The sequence below is a fragment of the Streptomyces sp. NPDC054757 genome, from assembly GCF_053612185.1.
The window spans coordinates 183,270-201,663 of record NZ_JBSHBW010000013.1; the positions used below are offsets into that span (position 1 = coordinate 183,270).

Sequence of the window (18,394 nt, forward strand, 5' to 3'; positions counted from 1 at the left end):
GACCTCGGTGGCCGGAACCGGATGCCGTGGCTACTGTGCGGGCGGAAGCACGAACGGCCGCGAATATTCATGGATTCGTCCGCAAGGAGGGCTTGTGATGCGAGAAACGGTCACCCCCAGCGAACTCGATCTCGCTCTGGTGAACGCCCTCCAGCTGCGGCCGAGGGCGTCCTGGTCGGAGCTGGCGCCGCTCCTAGGGGTGACCGCGGGCACGCTGGCGCGGCGCTGGGAGCGGCTGAGCGCGGAGGGGCTCGCCTGGGTGTACGCGGCGCCGGGGCGGGAGTTCTCGCGCAACCGCTGTTCGGCGTTTGTCCTGCTGCGCTGTCTGCCGGGGGACCGGTCACGGCTGATGGCGGAGCTGAGCGCGCTCCCGGAGGCCGTGACCATCGAGCTGACCGGACCCGGCACCGCCGATCTGCTGCTGGACGTGCTCGCCCCGGATCTGACGGCACTCAGCCGGTTCCTCACCGGGAAACTGGACCGGATACCGGGGATCACCGCGGTGACCTGCCTGTTCACCACGTCTCTGTACGTCGAGGGCAGCCGCTGGCGGCTGCGCTCCCTGGACCCGGCCCAGCAGACGGCCCTCGGCAGCCCGTCGCCGGCGGGGGAGACGATCCGTACGCTCCCGCTCGACACCGTCGACCGGGCGCTGCTCGGCGAACTGGTCCGCGACGGCCGCCTCGGCCTGGCCGAACTCGCCGAGCGCACGGACACCAGCCCGGCGACCGTCCGTCGGCGGCTGCGCCGCCTCACGGAGTCGTCGGTCCTGACCTTCCGCTGCGACATCGCCTCCGCGCTGGCCGGGTGCCCGGTCCCGGTCTCCCTGCTCGGTCAGGTCCCCGCGCGGGACATCGGGGCCAGCCACCGGGTCCTCGCCGCCCTGCCCGAATGCCGCCTGGTGGCGGCCGTGACCGGGCCGGCGAACATCTTCGCCACGCTCTGGGTGCACGACCTCGGGGACATCCAGCGGCGCGAGACCGCGCTCTGCGCCCGGCTGCCCACCCTCACGGTGACCGACCGCATCGTCGGCCTGCACACGGTCAAGCGCATGGGGCATCTGCTCGACGAGGAGGGCCGCAGGGTGGGCGTACGGCCGATCTCCCCCTGGTAGCAGAGGAGTCGGCCGCCAGGGCCTGCCGTGCGGATCAGGGGCTGCCGTCCGCCAGGGCCTGCCGTGCGGATCAGGGTCTGCCCGGCGGACGGGAGCCCGCCCTCGGGCCGGACCGTCTCACCGGCCGAGCGCCCCGAGGACCGCGCCGGCCATGCTCCGCTCGCCGGCCGCGTTGGGGTGGAAACCGGCGGCGGCCACCGACTCCTTCGGCTCGATCCACCGCACGCCGTCCGCCTTGCAGGCGTCATGGCCGACCGAGGGGGTGTAGGTGTCCACATAGGCCGCGTCGTACACGGCGGCCTGCTCGGCGAGCATGGAGTCGAGCGCCTTCTCCTCGTCGCGGAACCACGCGAAGTCGCCCTTGGCGAGGGGGATCGTGCCGCGGCAGGCCGAACCGTCGTCGGGGACGATCACCGGATAGCCGACCAGGGCCACCTTCGCCTGCGGGGAGCGGGTGTGGATCTCCTTGAGGACCGCTTCGATCTTCGGGCCGATGGCGTTGATGCGCGAGCGGATCTCGTCGGTGCCCAGGAGGGTGTAACTGCTCTTGCAGGGCGCGCCGTTCGGCGCGAGGTTCGCGAGCAGCACACAGCGGGTGATGACCCCGGTCAGGCCGAGGTCGTTGCCGCCGATGCCCAGGGTGACCAGCGTCGTGTCCGGGCGCAGGGCGTCCAGCTGGGGCGGGGCCGAGCCCTGCCGCTGGGTCATGTCGGTGGTGTCGGCGCCCCCGCAGGTCACATCCGTCACTTGCGCCGCACCGATGGCCTTCGCGGTCAGGGACGGATAGTTCTGGTCGGAGCGGGCGCAGTTCACGTCCACCTGATCGGGGATGCCCGCCCCTGAGCTGTACGAGTCGCCCAGCGCCACATAGTGCGCCCCGGCGGCGTTTGCCCCCGTGTGGCCGGCGGGTGCGGTCGTACGGGCCGCGGCGGGCGCCGCGAGAGCCAGGGCCGCAAGCCCGGCCACGGCCAGCGGGACACCGGCTCTGGCGAGAGGCCGGCGGACGGCTGCGGCGGGCGGGAACCCGGTGGGACGGGGCACGGAACGGTGCAGCGGCATTGCTGTCCCTCATCTCGTGAGAGGCCCGGACGTACGGGGGCTGTACCGGGGCGGAGCACCCCGGGCTCGAAAACCGTAATGTGATCGGTTTATGGTCGTCAATACGCTGGAGCGCGGCGGATTTTGCTGGCCGTGGGGCGCCGTGCGGAGGCCGGGTCGCCGTGGGCGCAGAACCTTGACAGTGAAATCCGATCAATTTACGGTTTTCGCGACCGCGACAGAGCTCTGCCGCGCCCGGCCGGTACTCCTCCGATGTCGCACCGGCCGACGCCGCATCGACCGACCGGGCAGGCCGTATGACCCACCAGAAACCGCCCTCCGCGCCAGCCGCCCCCGACGGGCCCCTTCAGCTGACGCTTGCTCAGAAAGCTTCGCTGACCAGCGGAGCGGGAGACTTCGTCACCGAGACGGTGCCGGGGGTGCCGACGGTGTCCCTCTCGGACGGGCCGCACGGCCTGCGGCTGCCCAGGGGGCAGGGCGACGGCGGTCAGATCGATCTGCACAGCGCGGCCCCCGCCACCTGCTTCCCCCCGGCGGTCGCCCTCGGCAGCAGCTGGGACCCGGGACTCGCGGCCCGGGTCGCCGCCGCCATCGCCACCGAGGCGCGGGCGCACGGCGTACAGGTGGTGCTCGGTCCCGGCATCAACATCAAGCGGTCGCCACTGTGCGGCCGCAACTTCGAGTACTTCTCCGAAGACCCGTTCCTGACGGCCGAGATGGGCGGGGCGATGGTACGCGGCCTGCAAGAGGCGGGGGTGGGGGCCGCGTTGAAGCACTATGCGGCCAACAACCAGGAGACCGACCGTATGCGGATCAGTGCCGACATCGACGAACGCCCGCTGCGCGAGATCTACCTCCGGGCCTTCGAGCGCATCGTCCGCCGCGACCGCCCATGGTCCGTCATGGCCTCCTACAACGCGCTCAACGGCGTACCGGTGAGCGAGAACCACCGCCTGCTGACCGGCATCCTGCGTACCGAGTGGGGCTTCGACGGCGTGGTGATGTCCGACTGGGGCGCGGTGCGCGACCGGGTCGCCGCGCTGCATGCCGGACTCGATCTGCAGATGCCGGGCACCGGTGGGCGCACCGACCGTGAGGTGGTGGCCGCGGTCGAGTGCGGGGCCCTGGAGGCGGAGGTGCTGGACCGGTCGGTGGAGCGGCTGGCGCGCTTCGCCCGGCGTGCGAACGCCTCCGTCGGACGGGAGCGGGGCGAAATCCCGTACGAAGCACACCACTTGCTGGCGCGGGAGGCGGCGGAGCGGTGCCTCGTCCTGCTCAAGAACGACACCGCCCTGCTGCCGCTGGACCCCGGCGCCGGCCGGATCGCCGTGATCGGTGAACTCGCGCGCACCCCGCGCTTCCAGGGCGCGGGCAGCTCCCAGGTGACCCCCACCCGTCTCGACCTACCGCTCGACTCTCTGCGGGCGGCGGCCGACGGTGCGCGGGTGGAGTTCGCGCCGGGGTACGCCCTGCCGGACGGCGGTGGGCATCCGGCCGGGCACCAGGAGGCGGGCAACGCGGAACCGGCTGCGGGGGATTCAGCTACGGGTGATCCGGCCACAGTGGGCCCGCCCGCGGAGGGCCCCGCTGTGGGGGATCCGGCTGCGGGGGCCCCGGCCGCAGGAGATCCGGGTACGGGTGAACCGGCCGCAGAGTGTCCGGCTACGGGTGACCCGGTCGCGGGAGATCCGGCCACGGAGTGTCCGGCTACGGGTGATCCGGCCGCTGCTCTCGCGCTGGAGGCCGAGCGGCTCGCCGCCCGCAGTGACACCGTGCTGCTGTTCCTCGGGCTGCCCGCGCAGGACGAGTCGGAAGGGTTCGACCGCGACCACATCGATCTGCCCGAGGCCCAACTGCGCCTCCTGGAGCGGGTCGTCTCCGTCAACCCCCGGGTCGCGGTGGTCCTCTCCAACGGCGGTGTGGTCCGTACCGCGCCCTGGCACGACCGGGTCCCGGCCCTTGTCGAGGGCTGGCTGCTGGGCCAGGCGGGGGGAGCCGCGCTCGCGCGGATCCTGTTCGGTGCGGCCGGCCCGTCCGGCCGGCTCGCCGAGACCGTACCGCTGCGCCTGGAGGACTCGCCCACGTATCTCTCCTTCCCCGGCGATGAGGGGCATGTCCGTTACGGCGAGGGGGTGTTCGTGGGATACCGGGGGTATGACGCACGCCGCAGCGAGGTCGCCTTCCCCTTCGGCCACGGTCTCTCCTACACCTCGTTCGACTACTCCGGTCTCACCGTCGAAACCGGCCCGGACGGCGCGCGGCTGACCGTGCGGGTCGGCGTGACCAACACCGGGCGGCGGGCCGGGCGCGAGATCGTGCAGATCTACAGTGCGGGCCCCGAGGAGAGCGCGACCCTGCGCCCCGAGCGTGAACTGCGCGGCTTCACGGCGGTGGATCTGGAACCCGGCGAGCACCGCGAGGTCCGGGTCGAGCTGGACCGTGCCGGCCTCGCCCACTACAGCGAGCGCGAGGGCGGGTGGCGGGTGGCGGGCGGCACCTACCGTATCGAGGCGGCGGCCTCCTCCCGGGACATCAGGCTGGCGGTGCGGGTGACCGTCGACGGCGACCCGTCGCGGATCCGGCTGACAGGCCGTCACACGCTGGCGGAGTGGTTCGCGCACCCGGTCGGCGGGCCGCTGCTTCTGGAACGGTTCGCCCGCGGCGGCGGCGCGCCGGGCGGCTCAACCGCCTTGGCGGACCCGGTGATGCGGCGCTTTCTGGCCGGGATCCCGCTGGATGTGATCGCCGATTCCCCGCAGAGCCCCGTGTCCCCCCAGGACCTCAAGGACCTGGCTGCCCGCGCCGCGGCGGAGACGCCCGCTCCCGAAGGCCCGGGAGCGGGTTAGCGGGTTAGCGGAGACGGCTGCCCCCGGCTCCGCCCGTACGTACTGATCCCGGCCCGGGTGAAGGCCCGGGGCATCCGGCCCCCGGCACTCCGCTGCGGGCCGGTACCGGAGCCGTACGGGTCGACAGCCGTCCGGGTCAGCAGCCGCGCGGGCCAAGCCAGCGGGTAAGCACAGACCGCCAGTTCGGCCACCGTCTGTCACGGCCTCACCCGCTTCGGCGCCCGCTGTCACGAAGGTGTCCTCCTGGTTCTCCAGGGCCCACCAGTCGCTGGAGACGTTGTTTCCCTCGGTCTGGCGGGCCGAGGTGGCGGCCCCCAGCAGGAAGTGCGCCGGGAGCACGAGAGCGGGCCCTGCTGAGGACGTCATGCGGCCACCCGTAAAAAGCGTTCGTTGATCGGTTTTCGTGTTAGCGTACAGGCGGCGCCGGTCCCGGAGGAAGAGGCGCCCGCGCCGACGCGCAGTCCGGGCCCGGCCGGTCCGGGGCACCCGAGCGCCGTACCTGACGATTCGGCCGACCGGGCTCCCGGGCCCCCGGACGGCTGGTGGAGGCTCCATGAACGCGGTCATTCCCAGCCCCGCCGAGCGGTCCGCCGCGGCGGATGCCGGTTCCCTTCCGGCTGCCGGCCCCTGGCGCATCCGCGCCGGCGAAGGTCTGGCGCCGGTCGCCGACACGCTGCGCGCCCTGCTGGCACCGCACCTGGGCGAGCGCCTGTTGCCCGGTGACGCGCGGGCGGGGAGTGCGAGCGACATCGTCCTCTCGCTCGACGCGGCCGGTGTGCCACCCGGCCGTACCGTGGGTGTCGCGCCGGACGGCGGAGACGTACCGGCCGACGAGGCGTACCGCCTGACGGTCGGCCCCCGCTCCGTCGACTGCCGGGCACGCACCCCCGAGGGCGTCTTCCGTGCGGCGACCACGGCCGCCCAGCTGATCCTGACCGCGGGGCCCGAGGGCCTGATCGCCTGTCAGGAGCTGGCGGACGCACCGCGCTACGCCTGGCGCGGGCTGCTGATCGACCCGGCCCGATGGTTCATCACGGCCGACGAGGTACGGCACATCATCGATGTCGCCGCCCTGTACAAGTTCAATGTGCTGCATCTGCACCTCACGGACAACGAGGGCTGGCGTCTCGCCATACCGTCGGTCCCGTCCCTGACCGCACCTCCGCAGGGCGCCACGCCTGCGGGCGCCGGGCAGGATGGGCCGGGGGAGCGGAGTCACTACACCACGGACGAGTACCGGGAGATCCAGGCGTACGCGGCCCGGCGCCACATCACCGTCGTTCCCGAGATCGACCTCCCGGGCCACTGCGCCGCACTGCGCACCGCCCTGCCGGAGCTGCCTCCCGCTCCCGCGCCGCCCGGACTCGCGGGGCGCTTCCCCTTCGTACCGCCGCTCGACCTCACCGATGCGGACACCCATGCGGCGGTCTCCGCGGTCCTCGCCGATGTCTGCGCCCTGACCGAGGGGCCTTTCGTGCACATCGGCGCCGACGAGGCGGTCGGCATCACCGAGGACAGTTTCGCGGCAGGTGTACGTGAACTGCGCGCCCTCACAAGGAAGTTCGGCAAACGACCGGTGGCCTGGCAGGAGTCGTCCCGGGCCGGGACCGGGCCCGACGACATCGCCCAGTTCTGGGTCGACGTCCCGATGATGGACCTGCCCGACACCGCGGAGGAACTCGCCGAGCGGCCCCGGCTGGCCGCATCGGGCATGACCCTGGAGTTCATCAGGGCGCTCAAGAAGTTCTTCGCCCCGTCCGACCACGACGTCGAGCGGATCATCGCCGGGGGCGGCCGGGTGCTGCTGTCACCGCAGTCCCATCTGTACCTGGACCGCGGCTACGCACCCGAGGGCGGAACCGCCGATGAGGCCGCCGGCGCGGCGCACCTGGGCTTCCCCGGCTACCGCCCGCGCAGCGTCCGCCACACGGCGTCCTGGGACCCGGCCTCGTACGGCATCCCCGACGAGCGGGTGGCGGGCGTCGAGGCGACGCTCTTCGCCCATACCCTGCGCGGAATGGAGGACTTGACCACCCTGCTGCTGCCGCGCATCGGTTCACTCGCCGAGGCCGCCTGGTCGGGACGGGCGCCGGAGTGGGACGAGTACCGCACCCGCATCGCCCGGCACGCCCGCATATGGAGCGAGCGCGGACTGGTCCACTTCGCCGCACCGGACGTGCCCTGGGATGAGTGAGCCGGGGGTGCCTCCACCTCGGTCTGCGGTGGAGGCACCCCCGGCTGCGGCCCGCGGTTCCGCGCCTGCCCGGTGCCGGGCGCCGCCGCGGTCCTGGGCGCGCACCCGGGGCCGCGGGTCACCCGACCCGTGCGGCGATGGTCCGTGCGCACGCCATCGACTCCGTGTGCGTGGTGTCCACTTCCAGGTCGTAGACCACGCCCCGGTGGACCAGGTCCGCCTGGGACGCGGCCATACCGACGACCCGGTCGCCCCGCGCCACCTCGCGGTCCGCGGCGACCGCGCTGTCGCATCTGACGCCGACCCACAGCACCGGCAGACCCTCCAGCGCCCGCTGCCAGCGCCGCTGCGAGTCCGCCCCGCCGAGGAAGACCTCGTCGACGATGACCCGGGCCCCCGCGCGGGCCATGGCGGCGATCCCCTCGGTCCACGCCGCCTCCAGCGCACGGAACTCCGCCCCGACGATGATCCCTCCGTCCGGAGCGAACTCGATCCCGGCCTGTGCCGACCGCAGGGAGGCGGGCAGCGCACCGACCAGCGTGTCGACCCCGAAGGCCGGCCAGGGATCCGGCAGGACCGCCTGAAGGCACCGGACGATCCCGGACTTCCCCGCGCTGGAACCACCGTTGAGAACGATCACCTGGGTCATCACCGGCCCACAGTAGGGCCGCCGGACCCGTGCCCGAAACGGATTCCGGCGGGCGCCGTCGCAGCGGCGCCCGCGGCCGGACGCCTACCCCGCCGGTGTGTAGTCGTAGATCGACGGCACGCCCATCCCGGACTGTGTCTCGGCCTTCACGTCCTTGCCCGACACCAGCAGGAACGACGACCGGTAGAAGGGGACGAACCAGCCCTGCTGGACGAGATGCCTGTTCAGGGCGCGCGCCGCCGTGTCCGCCCGGGGGCCGCCCGCCTGGATGCGCGGGAGCAATTGCCTGACGGTCGCGTCGGTCGAGCCGAAGAGGTTGAACGTGCCGGGTGTCACCAGGTCCTGGACGGTGACCCAGTCGACCGGTGACTGGCCGATGTTCATGACCATGGCGGAGTAGGCCCGGTCCTTGTAGATCTTCTGCACGGCGCTGTTGCCGTCGAGCTGGTCCCAGACCACCTTGATCCCCACCGCCTTGAGATCCGTCGCGATCGACGAGGCGAGGGCGTCGTTGACGATGGCGGAGATCCTCGGCAGCTTCAGGGTGAACCCCTTGGCGTAGCCGGCCTGGGCGAGCAGCTTCCTCGCCTTCGCCGGGTCGTGGTCGTAGTACGTGTCCAGGCTCTTGTCGTACGCCTTGGTGTCCGTTCCGAAGACCTGGTCGGTGATCTGACCGCCGCCCCGGCGGATCTGGTCGAGCATCGTGCCGCGGTCCAGCGCGTAGTTGAGTGCCTGACGTACCTTAACCTCCCGCAGCGCCGGGGTCCGTACGCCCGCCCGGTCGAAGAGGAGCAGCCCCTGGAAGTCGAAGGTGTGCTCGGTCGTCCGGAGGTCGGTGCCGGACTTGACTGCCTCCTGCTGGTTCGCGTCCTGGAGGACGGCGGTGTCTATCTGACCCGTCCTGAGGCCGTTGACGATGGCCGTCTCGTTGTCGAAGACGCTGATCGTCAGGGTGCGGTAAGGGAGTTGGCTGCCCCAGTAGTCCTTCCTGCGCTCGAAGACGTACTTGCCGCCGACCGCCGTCCTGGCCTTGTCGAGGGTGTACGGGCCCGTGCCGTCCGGATCCGTCCTGAGGGTGCCGCCCGCCAGTTTCGCCGGGCTCGCCATCAGCCCGGCCGCGTCGCTCAGATAGAACAGCATCGCCGGGTCGGGGGCCGAGAGCCGGAGCGTCACATGGGTGGCGTCCCGCACCTCGACGGCCCGCAGGGCGCTGAGATCCTTGGCCCCGCCACCGCCGCCCTTCTTGAAGTGCTCCATATTGGCCTTGACGGCCTCTGCGTCGAACGCGGTCCCGTCGGTGAACTTCACGCCCCGGCGCAGCGTCAGCGACAGCCGCGTCCGGTCCTTGTCGTACGACCACTTGGTGGCCAGCATCGGCCGGAAGCTGCCGTCCGGAGCCCGCTTGAGCAGCGTGTCGTAGACCGCCTGGAAGTACGGCAGCGCGCTGCCGAGCGCGTCGGCCGGGTCGAGGCTCTGGGCGCCCGTGAGGGTGGCGATGTCGAGCTCGGTGGAACCGCCCCCGGCGGAACCGCCGCCTCCGCCGCAGCCCGCGAGCGCCAAGGACAGCACGGTGACGCAGGCTGTCAAAGCCCCGGTTCGAGCGGAATGCCTCATCATGTTCTCTCCGTCTGGGTGGCCGGGAAAGGGGGTGACCCGGCGGAACGGCAGCGGGCAGCCGGGCAGCGCGCCCAGCCGGAAGGCTCGTGGACTTTGAAAACCATATTGTGATCGGTTTCTGGCCGTCAATGCGTCGTCCGGAGAAGCCTGAACCGCGCGGTGCGGCTCCCCGGCGCCAAAACAGCACAAAGTATGGTTTTCGTGTGCGCGCGGATGCCAGGTCAGCGGCTCCGGTTGCCGGTCCGGTCCGGACCGAAAGGGCGTACTACGCAGCCGCCCCCGCCGGCGCCGCCCGGTCGGGGCGGAACCTGCGGGGGCGGGTGAACGCCTCGGCGGGCTGGTCAGGCGGCGTCGGCCCGGCCGGTTCCCGGGGCGTGCGCGGCGATGTCGAGCGCCGCCGTGATCCACTCGTCGAACGGTTTGCCCGTCCGGTTCGCGGCGGCGCGCCACCGCTCCATCGTCTCGCTGGCCACCTTGAGTTCAGGGAGCCGGGTCAGCGGCGTCGGACCGGAGGAACCGCGAGCGGCCCGCAGGCGCCGGCGGAGCTCCGTCTTGGACCACTTGTTCTCCTCCGCCCGCGCCAGCCACAGGTCCTGCTGGGCCGGATCGAGCGAGGCGACCTCCGCGTGGTGCTGGAAGCTGAGCTGAGGATGACGGCGGGGCATCTCGAACTTGCGGGCCGTCCAGGCGTAGTTGCGCAGGGTCTGGTAGTCCAGGCCCGCGACGTCCACCGCGCGGCGGTACCGGTCCCCGTAGCGGTCCTGCCCGTAGACCAGCCAGTCGCCGAGGCACCAGGCGAAGGAGTCAGCGGTGTGGAAGATCTTGACCCCGGCCTCCTGCCAGACGTCGAACGGCACCGCCTTCGGGAACTGCAGACCGACTCTGGTGGTGAGGATCTGGTCCTTGCGCGGCGCCTGGTACGGCCGCGAGGAGGCGACCGGCCGGGCCGCCCGGGGCGTTCCCTGCGGGAGGCCGCCGTGCCGGCCCGCCGTAGGAGGGCAGGGGGCCGCCGCCGAGCCGATCCTGGCCAGGGTGCGGCGTTCGTCCGGTGCGGTTACGGGTCCTCTGGTGCTCGTCGTCACGATTACGTCCGTCCATCGTCTGTCGTCCCATGACCGATGGGCGGCAGCGCGAGCACTGAGTCTCGTTTCCCCCGCTGCCCCCAGCCCCTCACCCGTTGGGCGAATCGGGGCTTTCCCTCAGGATGGTGGAGGGGGCAGGGCTTCACCAGTGTTGCCATGTTGACTGAATGAGGAAACGGTCCGGACCAGTGCCCGACCCTTACAGCCGGGTGCCGGGCCGGTCGCGGCCGGCCCTCCGGATGTCCCGCCGGCGGGACATCCGGACGGCGCGCCGTTCCCGTACGCGGTCCGGCCGTTCGGCCGCTGTCAGAGCGGTCCGGGGGGCCTGGCGCCAAGGGTGTCGGCAACCCCGGCCAGACGTCCGCGCAGCAGCAGCGACTCCAGCGCCGCGGCCGTGACACTGCGGGAGTTGGCGGGCCCGAACCGGTCGGGCCAGTCGCTCAGCACGACCAGCCGCGGCACCGCCCGGCGGGCACGCTGCGGCGGCCGGTGCGGGACGGTGACCGGTGCCGGGTCGTCCAGCGGCTCGGCGTGGTGCAACGCCTCGTGGATGTCGGGTACGGCAAGTCCCCGGGTGAAGCGGAGATAGGCGGTGTGCGCACTGTCGCGGGGCAGATCGCCGCGGAGGCTGCCCAGGCTCAGGGCCCAGCGTTCGTTCTCCTCGCGCGCCAGACATCCGTACCGGGGAACCCCGTCGGACGGTGCGGCGACGACCGCGATGTCACTTCCGAGCGCCCCGGCCGGCAGCCGGTAGCGCCGTATCACATAGCCCCCGCCGGACAGCCCCGCGCCGCCGCCCCGCCCGGCGGGGGCCGCCCCGGAGAGCCAGACCGAGGAGTGCGGGGCAGCCCCCGACGCGTCCACGACCAGATCCGCCTCGACCACCTGCTCGTGCTCGCCCTGGGGCCGCACCCGGACCCCGGTCACCCGGTTCCCGCTCGGGGCGAGCACCAGCCCGGTCACGGTCGAGCTGTCCACGATGCCGACGCCCGGCCGGGTCAGCAGCCGCCTTCTCAACTCCCGTACCAGGAAGGCCCGGCTCATGGAGATGCCGGGCTGTCCGGAGTCCCGGCGGTCGAGCGGGCTGTCCCCGAGGTACCAGCGGCAGCCGCCCAGCAGGTCGGCCGCGGGCGCGCCCGCGGCCCGCAGCGCGGCGAGGAAGCCGGGGAGCAGCCGCTCCACCGCCCGGTCGCGGAGCGACAGGATGCCCAGCGTCTGGAGACGCCGGCCGTACTCGGGCGCCGTGTCGTCCCCCGTGACGATCCGGTCCTGTTCGAGGAGGGTCACCCACGCGTAGAGGTCGGCCAGGGCGTGCGCCGCCATCAGTCCGGTCGCGCCCGCGCCGATGACGACAGCGTGTCCGCGCGCGCTCAGCATCGGCGATTCCGCATGGTTGTGAAACGTCCTCTCGGCGGCGAAGGATGGGTGACACACCCCTCGCGGCCCGGAAGTCCGGACGGCCCACCGCCGTAACGGGGAGAGAGCGCACGGCTTTTCCACCTCGTGGGCTCTCGCGGCTCCAGCCGGCGACCAGGCGGTCTGAACGGCGATGATGACCGACCGTCGCCCCGAAAGCCAGGGGGCGCCGGCGCACCCCGCCGTGCGGCGTCACGGCCCGCGGACCCGGCCCGGCCGCGTCCCGCCGGGCCCGCCGGCCGCCGGGAAATCCACGAAGCACCGTGCCGTGCGGCGGAGTTGAGGAGGGCGGGCGGACCGGGGGTGTGACTCCGGCCGGGAGCTTTCCTGTGGACACCGTATGTCACGGATGACTAATATCCGAGATGTACGTGAATACCGTCCGTAGCGGACCAGTGAGCAGAGCGTGCGCCGGTACACGGGCGGCGGCGCTGGAAAAGGGTGTGACGTCATGAGCGACACGGACGCGGCCGTCCCCGCCCCGGTGGCGGCGGCAAAGGGACCGGAGAAGGAGGCGCCCGCCGGGAACGGGCGCATGCTGGCAGTGCTGTTGACCGCGATGTTCATGGCGCAGTTCGACTTCTTCGTGGTGAACGTCGCCGCACCGTCGATCTCGCACGAACTGCACGCGGGCCCGGTCATGCTGGAGCTGATAGTCGCCGGTTACGCGTTCGCGTATGCGAGCGGTCTGATCACCGGCGGGCGACTGGGCGACCTGTTCGGCTACCGCAGGCTGTACATGGTGGGCATGGTCGCCTTCGCCTTCGCCTCACTGCTGTGCGGGATCGCCCAGGAGCCGTGGCAGCTCGTGGCCGCCCGGCTGCTCCAGGGGCTCACCGGGGCCATGATGGTCCCTCAGGTGCTGGCGACGATCACCTCGACGTTCGCCCCGCAGGACCGCCCCAAGGCGATGGCCTGGTTCGGGGTCGCGGGCGGGCTCGGCTCCGTGTCGGCGAACGTGCTCGGCGCCCTGATGCTCGACGCCGATCTGTTCGGCCTGGGCTGGCGGGTGATCTTCCTGGTCAACCTGGTGGTCGCCGCCGTGGCGATCTTCTTCGCCAGGCGGTACCTGCCCGTCATGACCCCGCCCCGGCGGCAGCGGCTCGACCCGCTGGGCGCCGCGGGCGTCGCCCTCACCGTCGCGCTCGTCCTGGTGCCGCTCTCCCTCGGCAACGACGAGGGCTGGCCGGCCTGGACGTTCATCTGCCTGGTCGCGTCGGTGCCCGCCGGTCTGCTGACGCTCCGCTGGCAGAAGGCCGTACGGGAGCGCGGCTCCACACCGGTGCTCGATCTGACGCTGCTGCGGATCCGCTCGTACGCGTCGGGGGTGCTGGCGGGCGCCGCGTTCCTCGCCTACTTCGCCAGCTTCATGTTCGCCCTCTCCCAGTACCTCCAGGTCGGCCGGGGCTACTCACCGCTGCATGCGGGTCTGCTGGTGACGTCGAGCGCCGTGATGTTCTCGTCCAGCGCCATGGTCGCCTCCCGGCTGATGCGCCGGTACGGGCTGCGGGTGGTGGTCGTCGGCGGTGTGATCACCATGGCCGGACTGGCCTCGCTCGCACTCCAGCTGTACTTCTCCGGAGTGGACACCACCGTGCCGGGACTCATCGTCTCGATCATGCTGACGGGCGCGGGGAACGGCGCCGTGCTGCCCCAGCTCATCGGCGCTTCGATGCTGGGCATCAAGCCGCAGCAGGCCGGGATCGGCGCGGGTGTGCTCAACACGGCCCAGCAGTTCGGGAGTTCGGCGGGTGTCTCGCTGGTGGGCGCCGTGTTCTTCTCCATCGCGGGGCCCGCGGTGGCCACCGGCAGGGTGTCCGGGCCGCACTACGCACGGGCGATGGAGGTCGCGGCGGTCATCGATATCGCTCTGGTGCTGATCGTCACGCTGCTCATGGCGTACAACAAGCGCTCGTCCGACCGGCTGCGGGCCGCCCGCTAGTGCCACGGCAGGCAAGGTTTGCCCCGTCGCGACGCCCGGCACGCACTCTCGCCGCACCGGCCGAAAGCCCAAGTACGTCCAGTACGAGGACTTCCGGCCGGCACGCCGAGAGCATGCACCGGACGCCGCTCCTTGACGGGCAAACCCTGCCTGCCGCGGCACTGGAGTCCGGCCGGGCCACAGACCGCTCCGCCCCGCCCCGCAGCCACGGCCCCGCCCCCCCCGTTCGGGGCCACGGGCCGGGGCGGGGCGGAGCACCACCGGTACGGACGAACGCCCCGGTGGGCCTCGTGATCCGGACGGCACGGCCTACGGCAGGCGGACCTGCTCCATCGCCTTCCGTACGTCCTCGACGCGCGGGTCGTTCATCTCGCTGTACGCGTTCAGGGCTGCGCCCCAGGAGGCTGTCGCCCGTGCCTCATGGCCCAGTTCGTGCAGGATGTCCCCCTGGCGGGCGAGCGATTCGGCTTCGCCCCACCGGTCCCTCGCGGAACGGTGGAGTCCGACGGCGAGTTCGGCGTACCGCAGGGCCTGCTCGCTGTCGCCGCGCGACTGGTAGATGATGCCGACCTTGATCAGGCTCCGCCCCTGGCGCTGGTAGTCCCGGATCTCCTCGCAGATCTGCAGCGAGTCCCGCGCGGCGGTCAGCGCCGCGTCCGGCCTGCCGGTCCGGGTCTCGATGTCGCACAGGGTGCCGAGCGCCGCGGCCTGGCCCTCGTGGCTGCCCGCCTCGGTGAAGATGTCGAGCGCGCGCACGGCGAAGTCATGGGCCTCACCGAGATCGCCGTGGTCGCGCACCGTGATGGCGCAGTTCTCCAGGGCCCATCCCTCGCCCGGCCGGTCCTGGACACGGCGGAGCAGGACCAGCGCCTCCTCGCAGAGACGGCGGCTGCGCCGGCAGTCGCGCAACCACCAGCAGGCGTACGCCAGATGGGTCTTGATCCACCCCGCGGCCCGGTCGTCGCCGGTCTCCAGGGCCGCCTTCTGCGCGAGTTCGTGCGTCAGTATCCAGACGGACCAGGGCTTGCGCAGGATCAGATAGTCGAACAGGCGCAGTCCCAGCAGGACCACCTCGTCACGCAGCCCGTGCTCCGCCGCGAGTTCGCTGACCGGCATCAGGTTGGACAGCTCCGAGTCGCACCAGCGCAGCGCCGCCACCGCGTCGTCGAAGGCGGCGGGGGCGTAGTCGTCGTGCCGCGGCTGCCAGCGCACCCAGTCCAGACTCGTACGGAACGGGGCGAGGTGGGCATGGGTCGCCGACACCATGCGGATGTACCACTCCACCATGCGCTCGACGGCCTGGCGGCGTGACTCCGCCACCTCGTCGACGAGGACACGCTCGGCCGCGTAGAGCCGTAGCAGTTCGGGGAGCCGGAGGCCGTCGTCGCCCAGCGCCTCCAGCAGATGCATGCTGTGCAGCTTCTCCAGGAGCGCCGCGGTCTTCGCCGGCGGGCGGGCGCAGAGAGCCGCGGCGCAGGCGGGGGAGATGCGCACCCCCGGGTGCAGGCTCAGCAGCCGGAACATCCGCCTGCTCTCGGGGTCCAGTTTGCGGTAGGACCAGGAGAACACGGTGCGCACCGCGACCGGTTCGTCGGGCGAGAGCACTTCCAGCTGCCGGCGCTCCGCGACCAGATTGGCGAGCAGCTGCTCCAGACCGATGTGCGGGTTGCTGACCGCCTGCTCGGCCACGATCCGCAGGGCGAGCGGCAGATGACCGCAGCGGACGGCCAGTTCGTCGAGGACATGGGCCTCGGCGTCGGCCCGCTCGCCGATCGCTGTCCGCAGCAGCAGTACGGAGTCTCCGTCCGACAACGGCTCCAGAGTGACCCGGGTGGCGTGGGTGCGCACCGCCATGGCGAAGAGCCTGCTGCGGCTCGTGACCACGACGACACACTCGCTGGAGCCCGGCAACAGGGGCTCCACCTGGGAGAAGTCCGCCGCGTTGTCCAGGATCACCAGGGTCCGGCGGCCGGACAGCATCGTCCGGTAGAGCGCCGCGCGTTCGTCGACGCTCCGCGGTACCTCGTTGAGCGGGCAGCCGAGCGCCACCAGGAACTTCTCCAGGGCGTCCTGCGGAAGGACCTGCGACTGGTTGCTGGAGTAGCCGTGCAGATCGACGTAGAGCTGACCGTCGGGAAAGAGCCGGGCGACGCTGTGCGCCCAGCGCAGCGCGAGTGCGGTCTTGCCCACACCGGGCGGGCCGTCGACCGCCACCACATGCGGTGCGCCCGGGTGGTCGGGCTCCTGGAGCGCGCCGTTCAGCTGTCCGATGGCGCTCTGGCGGCCTACGAAACCGATGGTGACACCGGGCAGTTGGGCGGGGCGCACCAGATGCGGCGGGGCGGCGGCCGGAGCGGGATCGGCCGCGGCGAGGGCCAGCAGCCTGCCGCCCGCGCCCAGGACCTCGTCGCACCGGCGCGCCAGATCCTCGGACGGCCGTCTGCCGTGTCTTATCTTGCTCAGCCAGCCGGCCGTGTAGCCCACGTGCTGTGCCAGCTTGCGCCAGGAGAGCCCGCGCTCTTCCAGTAGTGCCGCGAGTTCCCTGCTGAAGGGGGTGGCCCCGTCCGGCTCGGCAGCCAAAACAAACCTCCTGCTGCGCTGGATATCGACAACGATGTGCAGGTCAGTGGGGCTAGAAGCGGGGCCTGGAAAGGCTGCACATCCGCACATCCCGGCAGATCACACCGTTCGCCACCGACCGCACCGCTGGTCTCGTCATCGACTCCCCGTTTCCCCCGTGGTGCCATCAACGCCATCCTCCGTTACGCGGACCCGGCCGCCGAACGCGATAGTGCGGTGAATTCCCTTCAAGTGAACGAGAAGGGCAGACGGTGGTTCCAGCGGAATCGGGGGGCGCAACCTGCCCACTGTAACTGTGGTCAAGTTAGGGAGCAAGAGAGTTTCCTACTGGCCGGTCGGGTGAACTCAGGGGCCCGAATCGGCGCCCGTTTCCCTGCCCGATCCGGTAAAAGGCGGGCCGGTCCGGGCGGGCGCGGTTTCGCAACGCACCCGCCTGACCTGAGAGTTCGTGCCGTCCCCTTCGTCTCCGGGGCCCTCGGTCCCGGCCGCCCGTCGTTCACGGGGTGTTCACCGCGGGAGGATTTGGCACACCTTCCCCCGTGCTCCCCGTGTTCGGATTCGGAGTTCCGGTGGAAAGCCGGGAAGGTATACCGGGCGGGCGGCCGAAATGCTACGTCAACGATTCGGAATACTTTGTTCCGTTCTTTTCTCTCCTTTGGGGCGCCTTGTTTCGGTGCCGTGAATTCCACGGCCGGGCGGAAGGTGCTGACCTGGCCGGTACCCGGCCTGGGCGGCTTCCCGCGGAGCGCCGGGCCCGGTCACTCGCCGGGGGGCGTGCCGGAGTGAAGGTGCTGAAACCTGTGAAATCGCCAGAAAGTTGGGTAAGTTGATGTAAGGCGGCAAAAGGGTCGAACGGCCCCGGTCCGGTGGTCCTTGGGGGCGAATTCCAGACAGTGTCGGGCGCAATCCAGGGCTTCGGACGCACCCCTGTGCGGGGCCGCCGGGCTGTCCCGCCGGCGGGACAACCGATCAGAACCGGGCTGCTACTGTGGGTGAGATGCCTGCCACACCCCCCGACTCCGACGGCGCCGGCCGAAGCTCCCTCGGAGCCTTCATCAGGTCGCGTAGGGAGCGCCTCTCGCCCGCGGACGCCGGTGTCGCCGACACGGCCCGCCGGCGGACGCCCGGACTGCGGCGCGAGGAGGTAGCCGTACTCTCCGGAGTCAGCCTCAGCTGGTACACGTGGCTGGAGCAGGGGCGCGACATCAAGGTCTCGCGCCAGGTGCTCGGTTCACTGGCCCGCGCTCTCCGGCTGTCCGTCATGGAGGAGCAGCACCTCTACCGGCTCGCGGGGGAGCTGCCGCCGGCGGCCGAGAGCGGCAGGGCGTGCCCGGTGGCCGCCGGCCATCTGCAGGCCGTACTGGACGCCCTCAACCCCAACCCGTCGTTCCTGCTCGACCAGCACTGGGACATCCTGGGCTGGAACCGGGCGGAGACCGGGCTGTTCACCGACTTCTCCGAACTGCCGGAAGCCCGCAGGAACATGCTGTGGATGATTTTCGGGTGGGGCCCGGCCCGGGAGCTGATGACCGACTGGGAGCAGCAGGCGACGCTCGTGCTGGCGCAGTTCCGGATGACGGCCGACGAGCATCCGGCGGACCCCAGGTTCGGCGAGATCACCGCGGAACTGCGGTCCGCGTCACCGGAGTTCGCCCGGTACTGGGAGCGGCACGAGGTGGCGGGGTACCAGCCCGTCCTCAAGCGGTTCCAGCACCCGCGGGCGGGTGCGCTGTCGTTGCGCCAGTCGAAGCTGATCGCCGCCGACGACCCCAGGATCCATCTGGTCACCCGGCTCCCGGTCGACCCGCAGAGCGCCGCCCGGCTGCCGCTGCTGCTGGACTGAGCCGCGGGCACCACCGACGACGACGCCGGCCCGGACGACCTGAAGAAGGTCG

Annotated in this window: 11 protein-coding genes; 5 read left to right on the top strand and 6 right to left on the bottom strand. The window is 71.7% G+C overall.

Annotation, left to right across the window (positions count from 1 at the left end; translation table 11 throughout):
• Positions 1–97 precede the first annotated feature (97 nt).
• Positions 98–1,114 carry an Lrp/AsnC family transcriptional regulator gene (locus ACWGKJ_RS18035; RefSeq protein WP_385020120.1) on the top strand — a complete coding sequence of 339 codons (1,017 nt, stop codon included), beginning with the start codon at positions 98–100 and terminating at the stop codon, positions 1,112–1,114.
• A 117-nt stretch (positions 1,115–1,231) separates the two neighbouring features.
• Here the strand turns inward: ACWGKJ_RS18035 and ACWGKJ_RS18040 are convergent, their stop codons facing one another.
• Positions 1,232–2,173, bottom strand: a complete 942-nt coding sequence (locus ACWGKJ_RS18040) for an SGNH/GDSL hydrolase family protein (RefSeq protein ID WP_385020123.1) — start codon at positions 2,171–2,173, stop codon at positions 1,232–1,234.
• 296 nt (positions 2,174–2,469) lie between these two features.
• Between ACWGKJ_RS18040 and ACWGKJ_RS18045 the strand changes: the two genes are divergently transcribed.
• Entirely contained in the window at positions 2,470–5,019 is a 2,550-nt protein-coding gene (locus ACWGKJ_RS18045) for a glycoside hydrolase family 3 C-terminal domain-containing protein (RefSeq protein ID WP_385020127.1), read from the top strand.
• Between the two features lie 553 nt (positions 5,020–5,572).
• Positions 5,573–7,213 carry a family 20 glycosylhydrolase gene (locus tag ACWGKJ_RS18050; RefSeq protein ID WP_385020130.1) on the top strand — a complete coding sequence of 547 codons (1,641 nt, stop codon included), beginning with the start codon at positions 5,573–5,575 and terminating at the stop codon, positions 7,211–7,213.
• Positions 7,214–7,331: 118 nt separating this feature from the next.
• Here ACWGKJ_RS18050 and cpt read toward each other — a convergent pair whose 3' ends face one another.
• From cpt to ACWGKJ_RS18070, 4 genes are all read right to left on the bottom strand, one after another.
• Positions 7,332–7,862, bottom strand: coding sequence for a chloramphenicol phosphotransferase CPT (gene cpt / locus ACWGKJ_RS18055; protein ID WP_385020151.1), 531 nt, complete (start codon positions 7,860–7,862; stop codon positions 7,332–7,334).
• A gap of 84 nt (positions 7,863–7,946) precedes the next feature.
• Positions 7,947–9,431, bottom strand: a complete 1,485-nt coding sequence (locus tag ACWGKJ_RS18060; protein WP_385020133.1) for an ABC transporter substrate-binding protein — start codon at positions 9,429–9,431, stop codon at positions 7,947–7,949.
• Positions 9,432–9,820: 389 nt separating this feature from the next.
• Complete coding sequence (locus tag ACWGKJ_RS18065; protein WP_385020136.1) at positions 9,821–10,561, bottom strand: LmbU family transcriptional regulator; 741 nt, start codon at positions 10,559–10,561, stop codon at positions 9,821–9,823.
• Positions 10,562–10,867: 306 nt separating this feature from the next.
• Positions 10,868–11,938 (bottom strand): FAD-dependent oxidoreductase, encoded by a 1,071-nt coding sequence (locus tag ACWGKJ_RS18070; RefSeq protein ID WP_385020139.1) that lies wholly within the window; start codon positions 11,936–11,938, stop codon positions 10,868–10,870.
• A gap of 490 nt (positions 11,939–12,428) precedes the next feature.
• Here ACWGKJ_RS18070 and ACWGKJ_RS18075 point away from each other — a divergent pair, with 490 nt between their 5' ends.
• A complete protein-coding gene (locus tag ACWGKJ_RS18075) occupies positions 12,429–13,919 on the top strand; it encodes an MFS transporter (protein ID WP_385020142.1) in 1,491 nt (496 codons plus the stop codon).
• Positions 13,920–14,228: 309 nt separating this feature from the next.
• Here the strand turns inward: ACWGKJ_RS18075 and ACWGKJ_RS18080 are convergent, their stop codons facing one another.
• Positions 14,229–16,499: an ATP-binding protein gene (locus ACWGKJ_RS18080; RefSeq protein WP_385034013.1), complete on the bottom strand. Its 2,271-nt coding sequence runs from the start codon at positions 16,497–16,499 to the stop codon at positions 14,229–14,231.
• Positions 16,500–17,496: 997 nt separating this feature from the next.
• On the opposite strand from ACWGKJ_RS18080, the gene ACWGKJ_RS18085 reads away from it, so the two are divergent.
• Positions 17,497–18,342: a helix-turn-helix transcriptional regulator gene (locus tag ACWGKJ_RS18085; protein ID WP_385034016.1), complete on the top strand. Its 846-nt coding sequence runs from the start codon at positions 17,497–17,499 to the stop codon at positions 18,340–18,342.
• The last annotated feature ends 52 nt before the right edge of the window (positions 18,343–18,394 follow it).

What these genes read in the sequence shown, in the direction of transcription:
- ACWGKJ_RS18035 (WP_385020120.1), top strand. Translation starts at nt 98, where the DNA reads ATGCGAGAAACGGTCACCCCCAGCGAACTCGATCTCGCTCTGGTGAAC.
- ACWGKJ_RS18040 (WP_385020123.1), bottom strand. Translation starts at nt 2,173, where the DNA reads ATGCCGCTGCACCGTTCCGTGCCCCGTCCCACCGGGTTCCCGCCCGCC.
- ACWGKJ_RS18045 (WP_385020127.1), top strand. Translation starts at nt 2,470, where the DNA reads ATGACCCACCAGAAACCGCCCTCCGCGCCAGCCGCCCCCGACGGGCCC.
- ACWGKJ_RS18050 (WP_385020130.1), top strand. Translation starts at nt 5,573, where the DNA reads ATGAACGCGGTCATTCCCAGCCCCGCCGAGCGGTCCGCCGCGGCGGAT.
- cpt (WP_385020151.1), bottom strand. Translation starts at nt 7,862, where the DNA reads ATGACCCAGGTGATCGTTCTCAACGGTGGTTCCAGCGCGGGGAAGTCC.
- ACWGKJ_RS18070 (WP_385020139.1), bottom strand. Translation starts at nt 11,938, where the DNA reads ATGCTGAGCGCGCGCGGACACGCTGTCGTCATCGGCGCGGGCGCGACC.
- ACWGKJ_RS18075 (WP_385020142.1), top strand. Translation starts at nt 12,429, where the DNA reads ATGAGCGACACGGACGCGGCCGTCCCCGCCCCGGTGGCGGCGGCAAAG.
- ACWGKJ_RS18085 (WP_385034016.1), top strand. Translation starts at nt 17,497, where the DNA reads ATGCCTGCCACACCCCCCGACTCCGACGGCGCCGGCCGAAGCTCCCTC.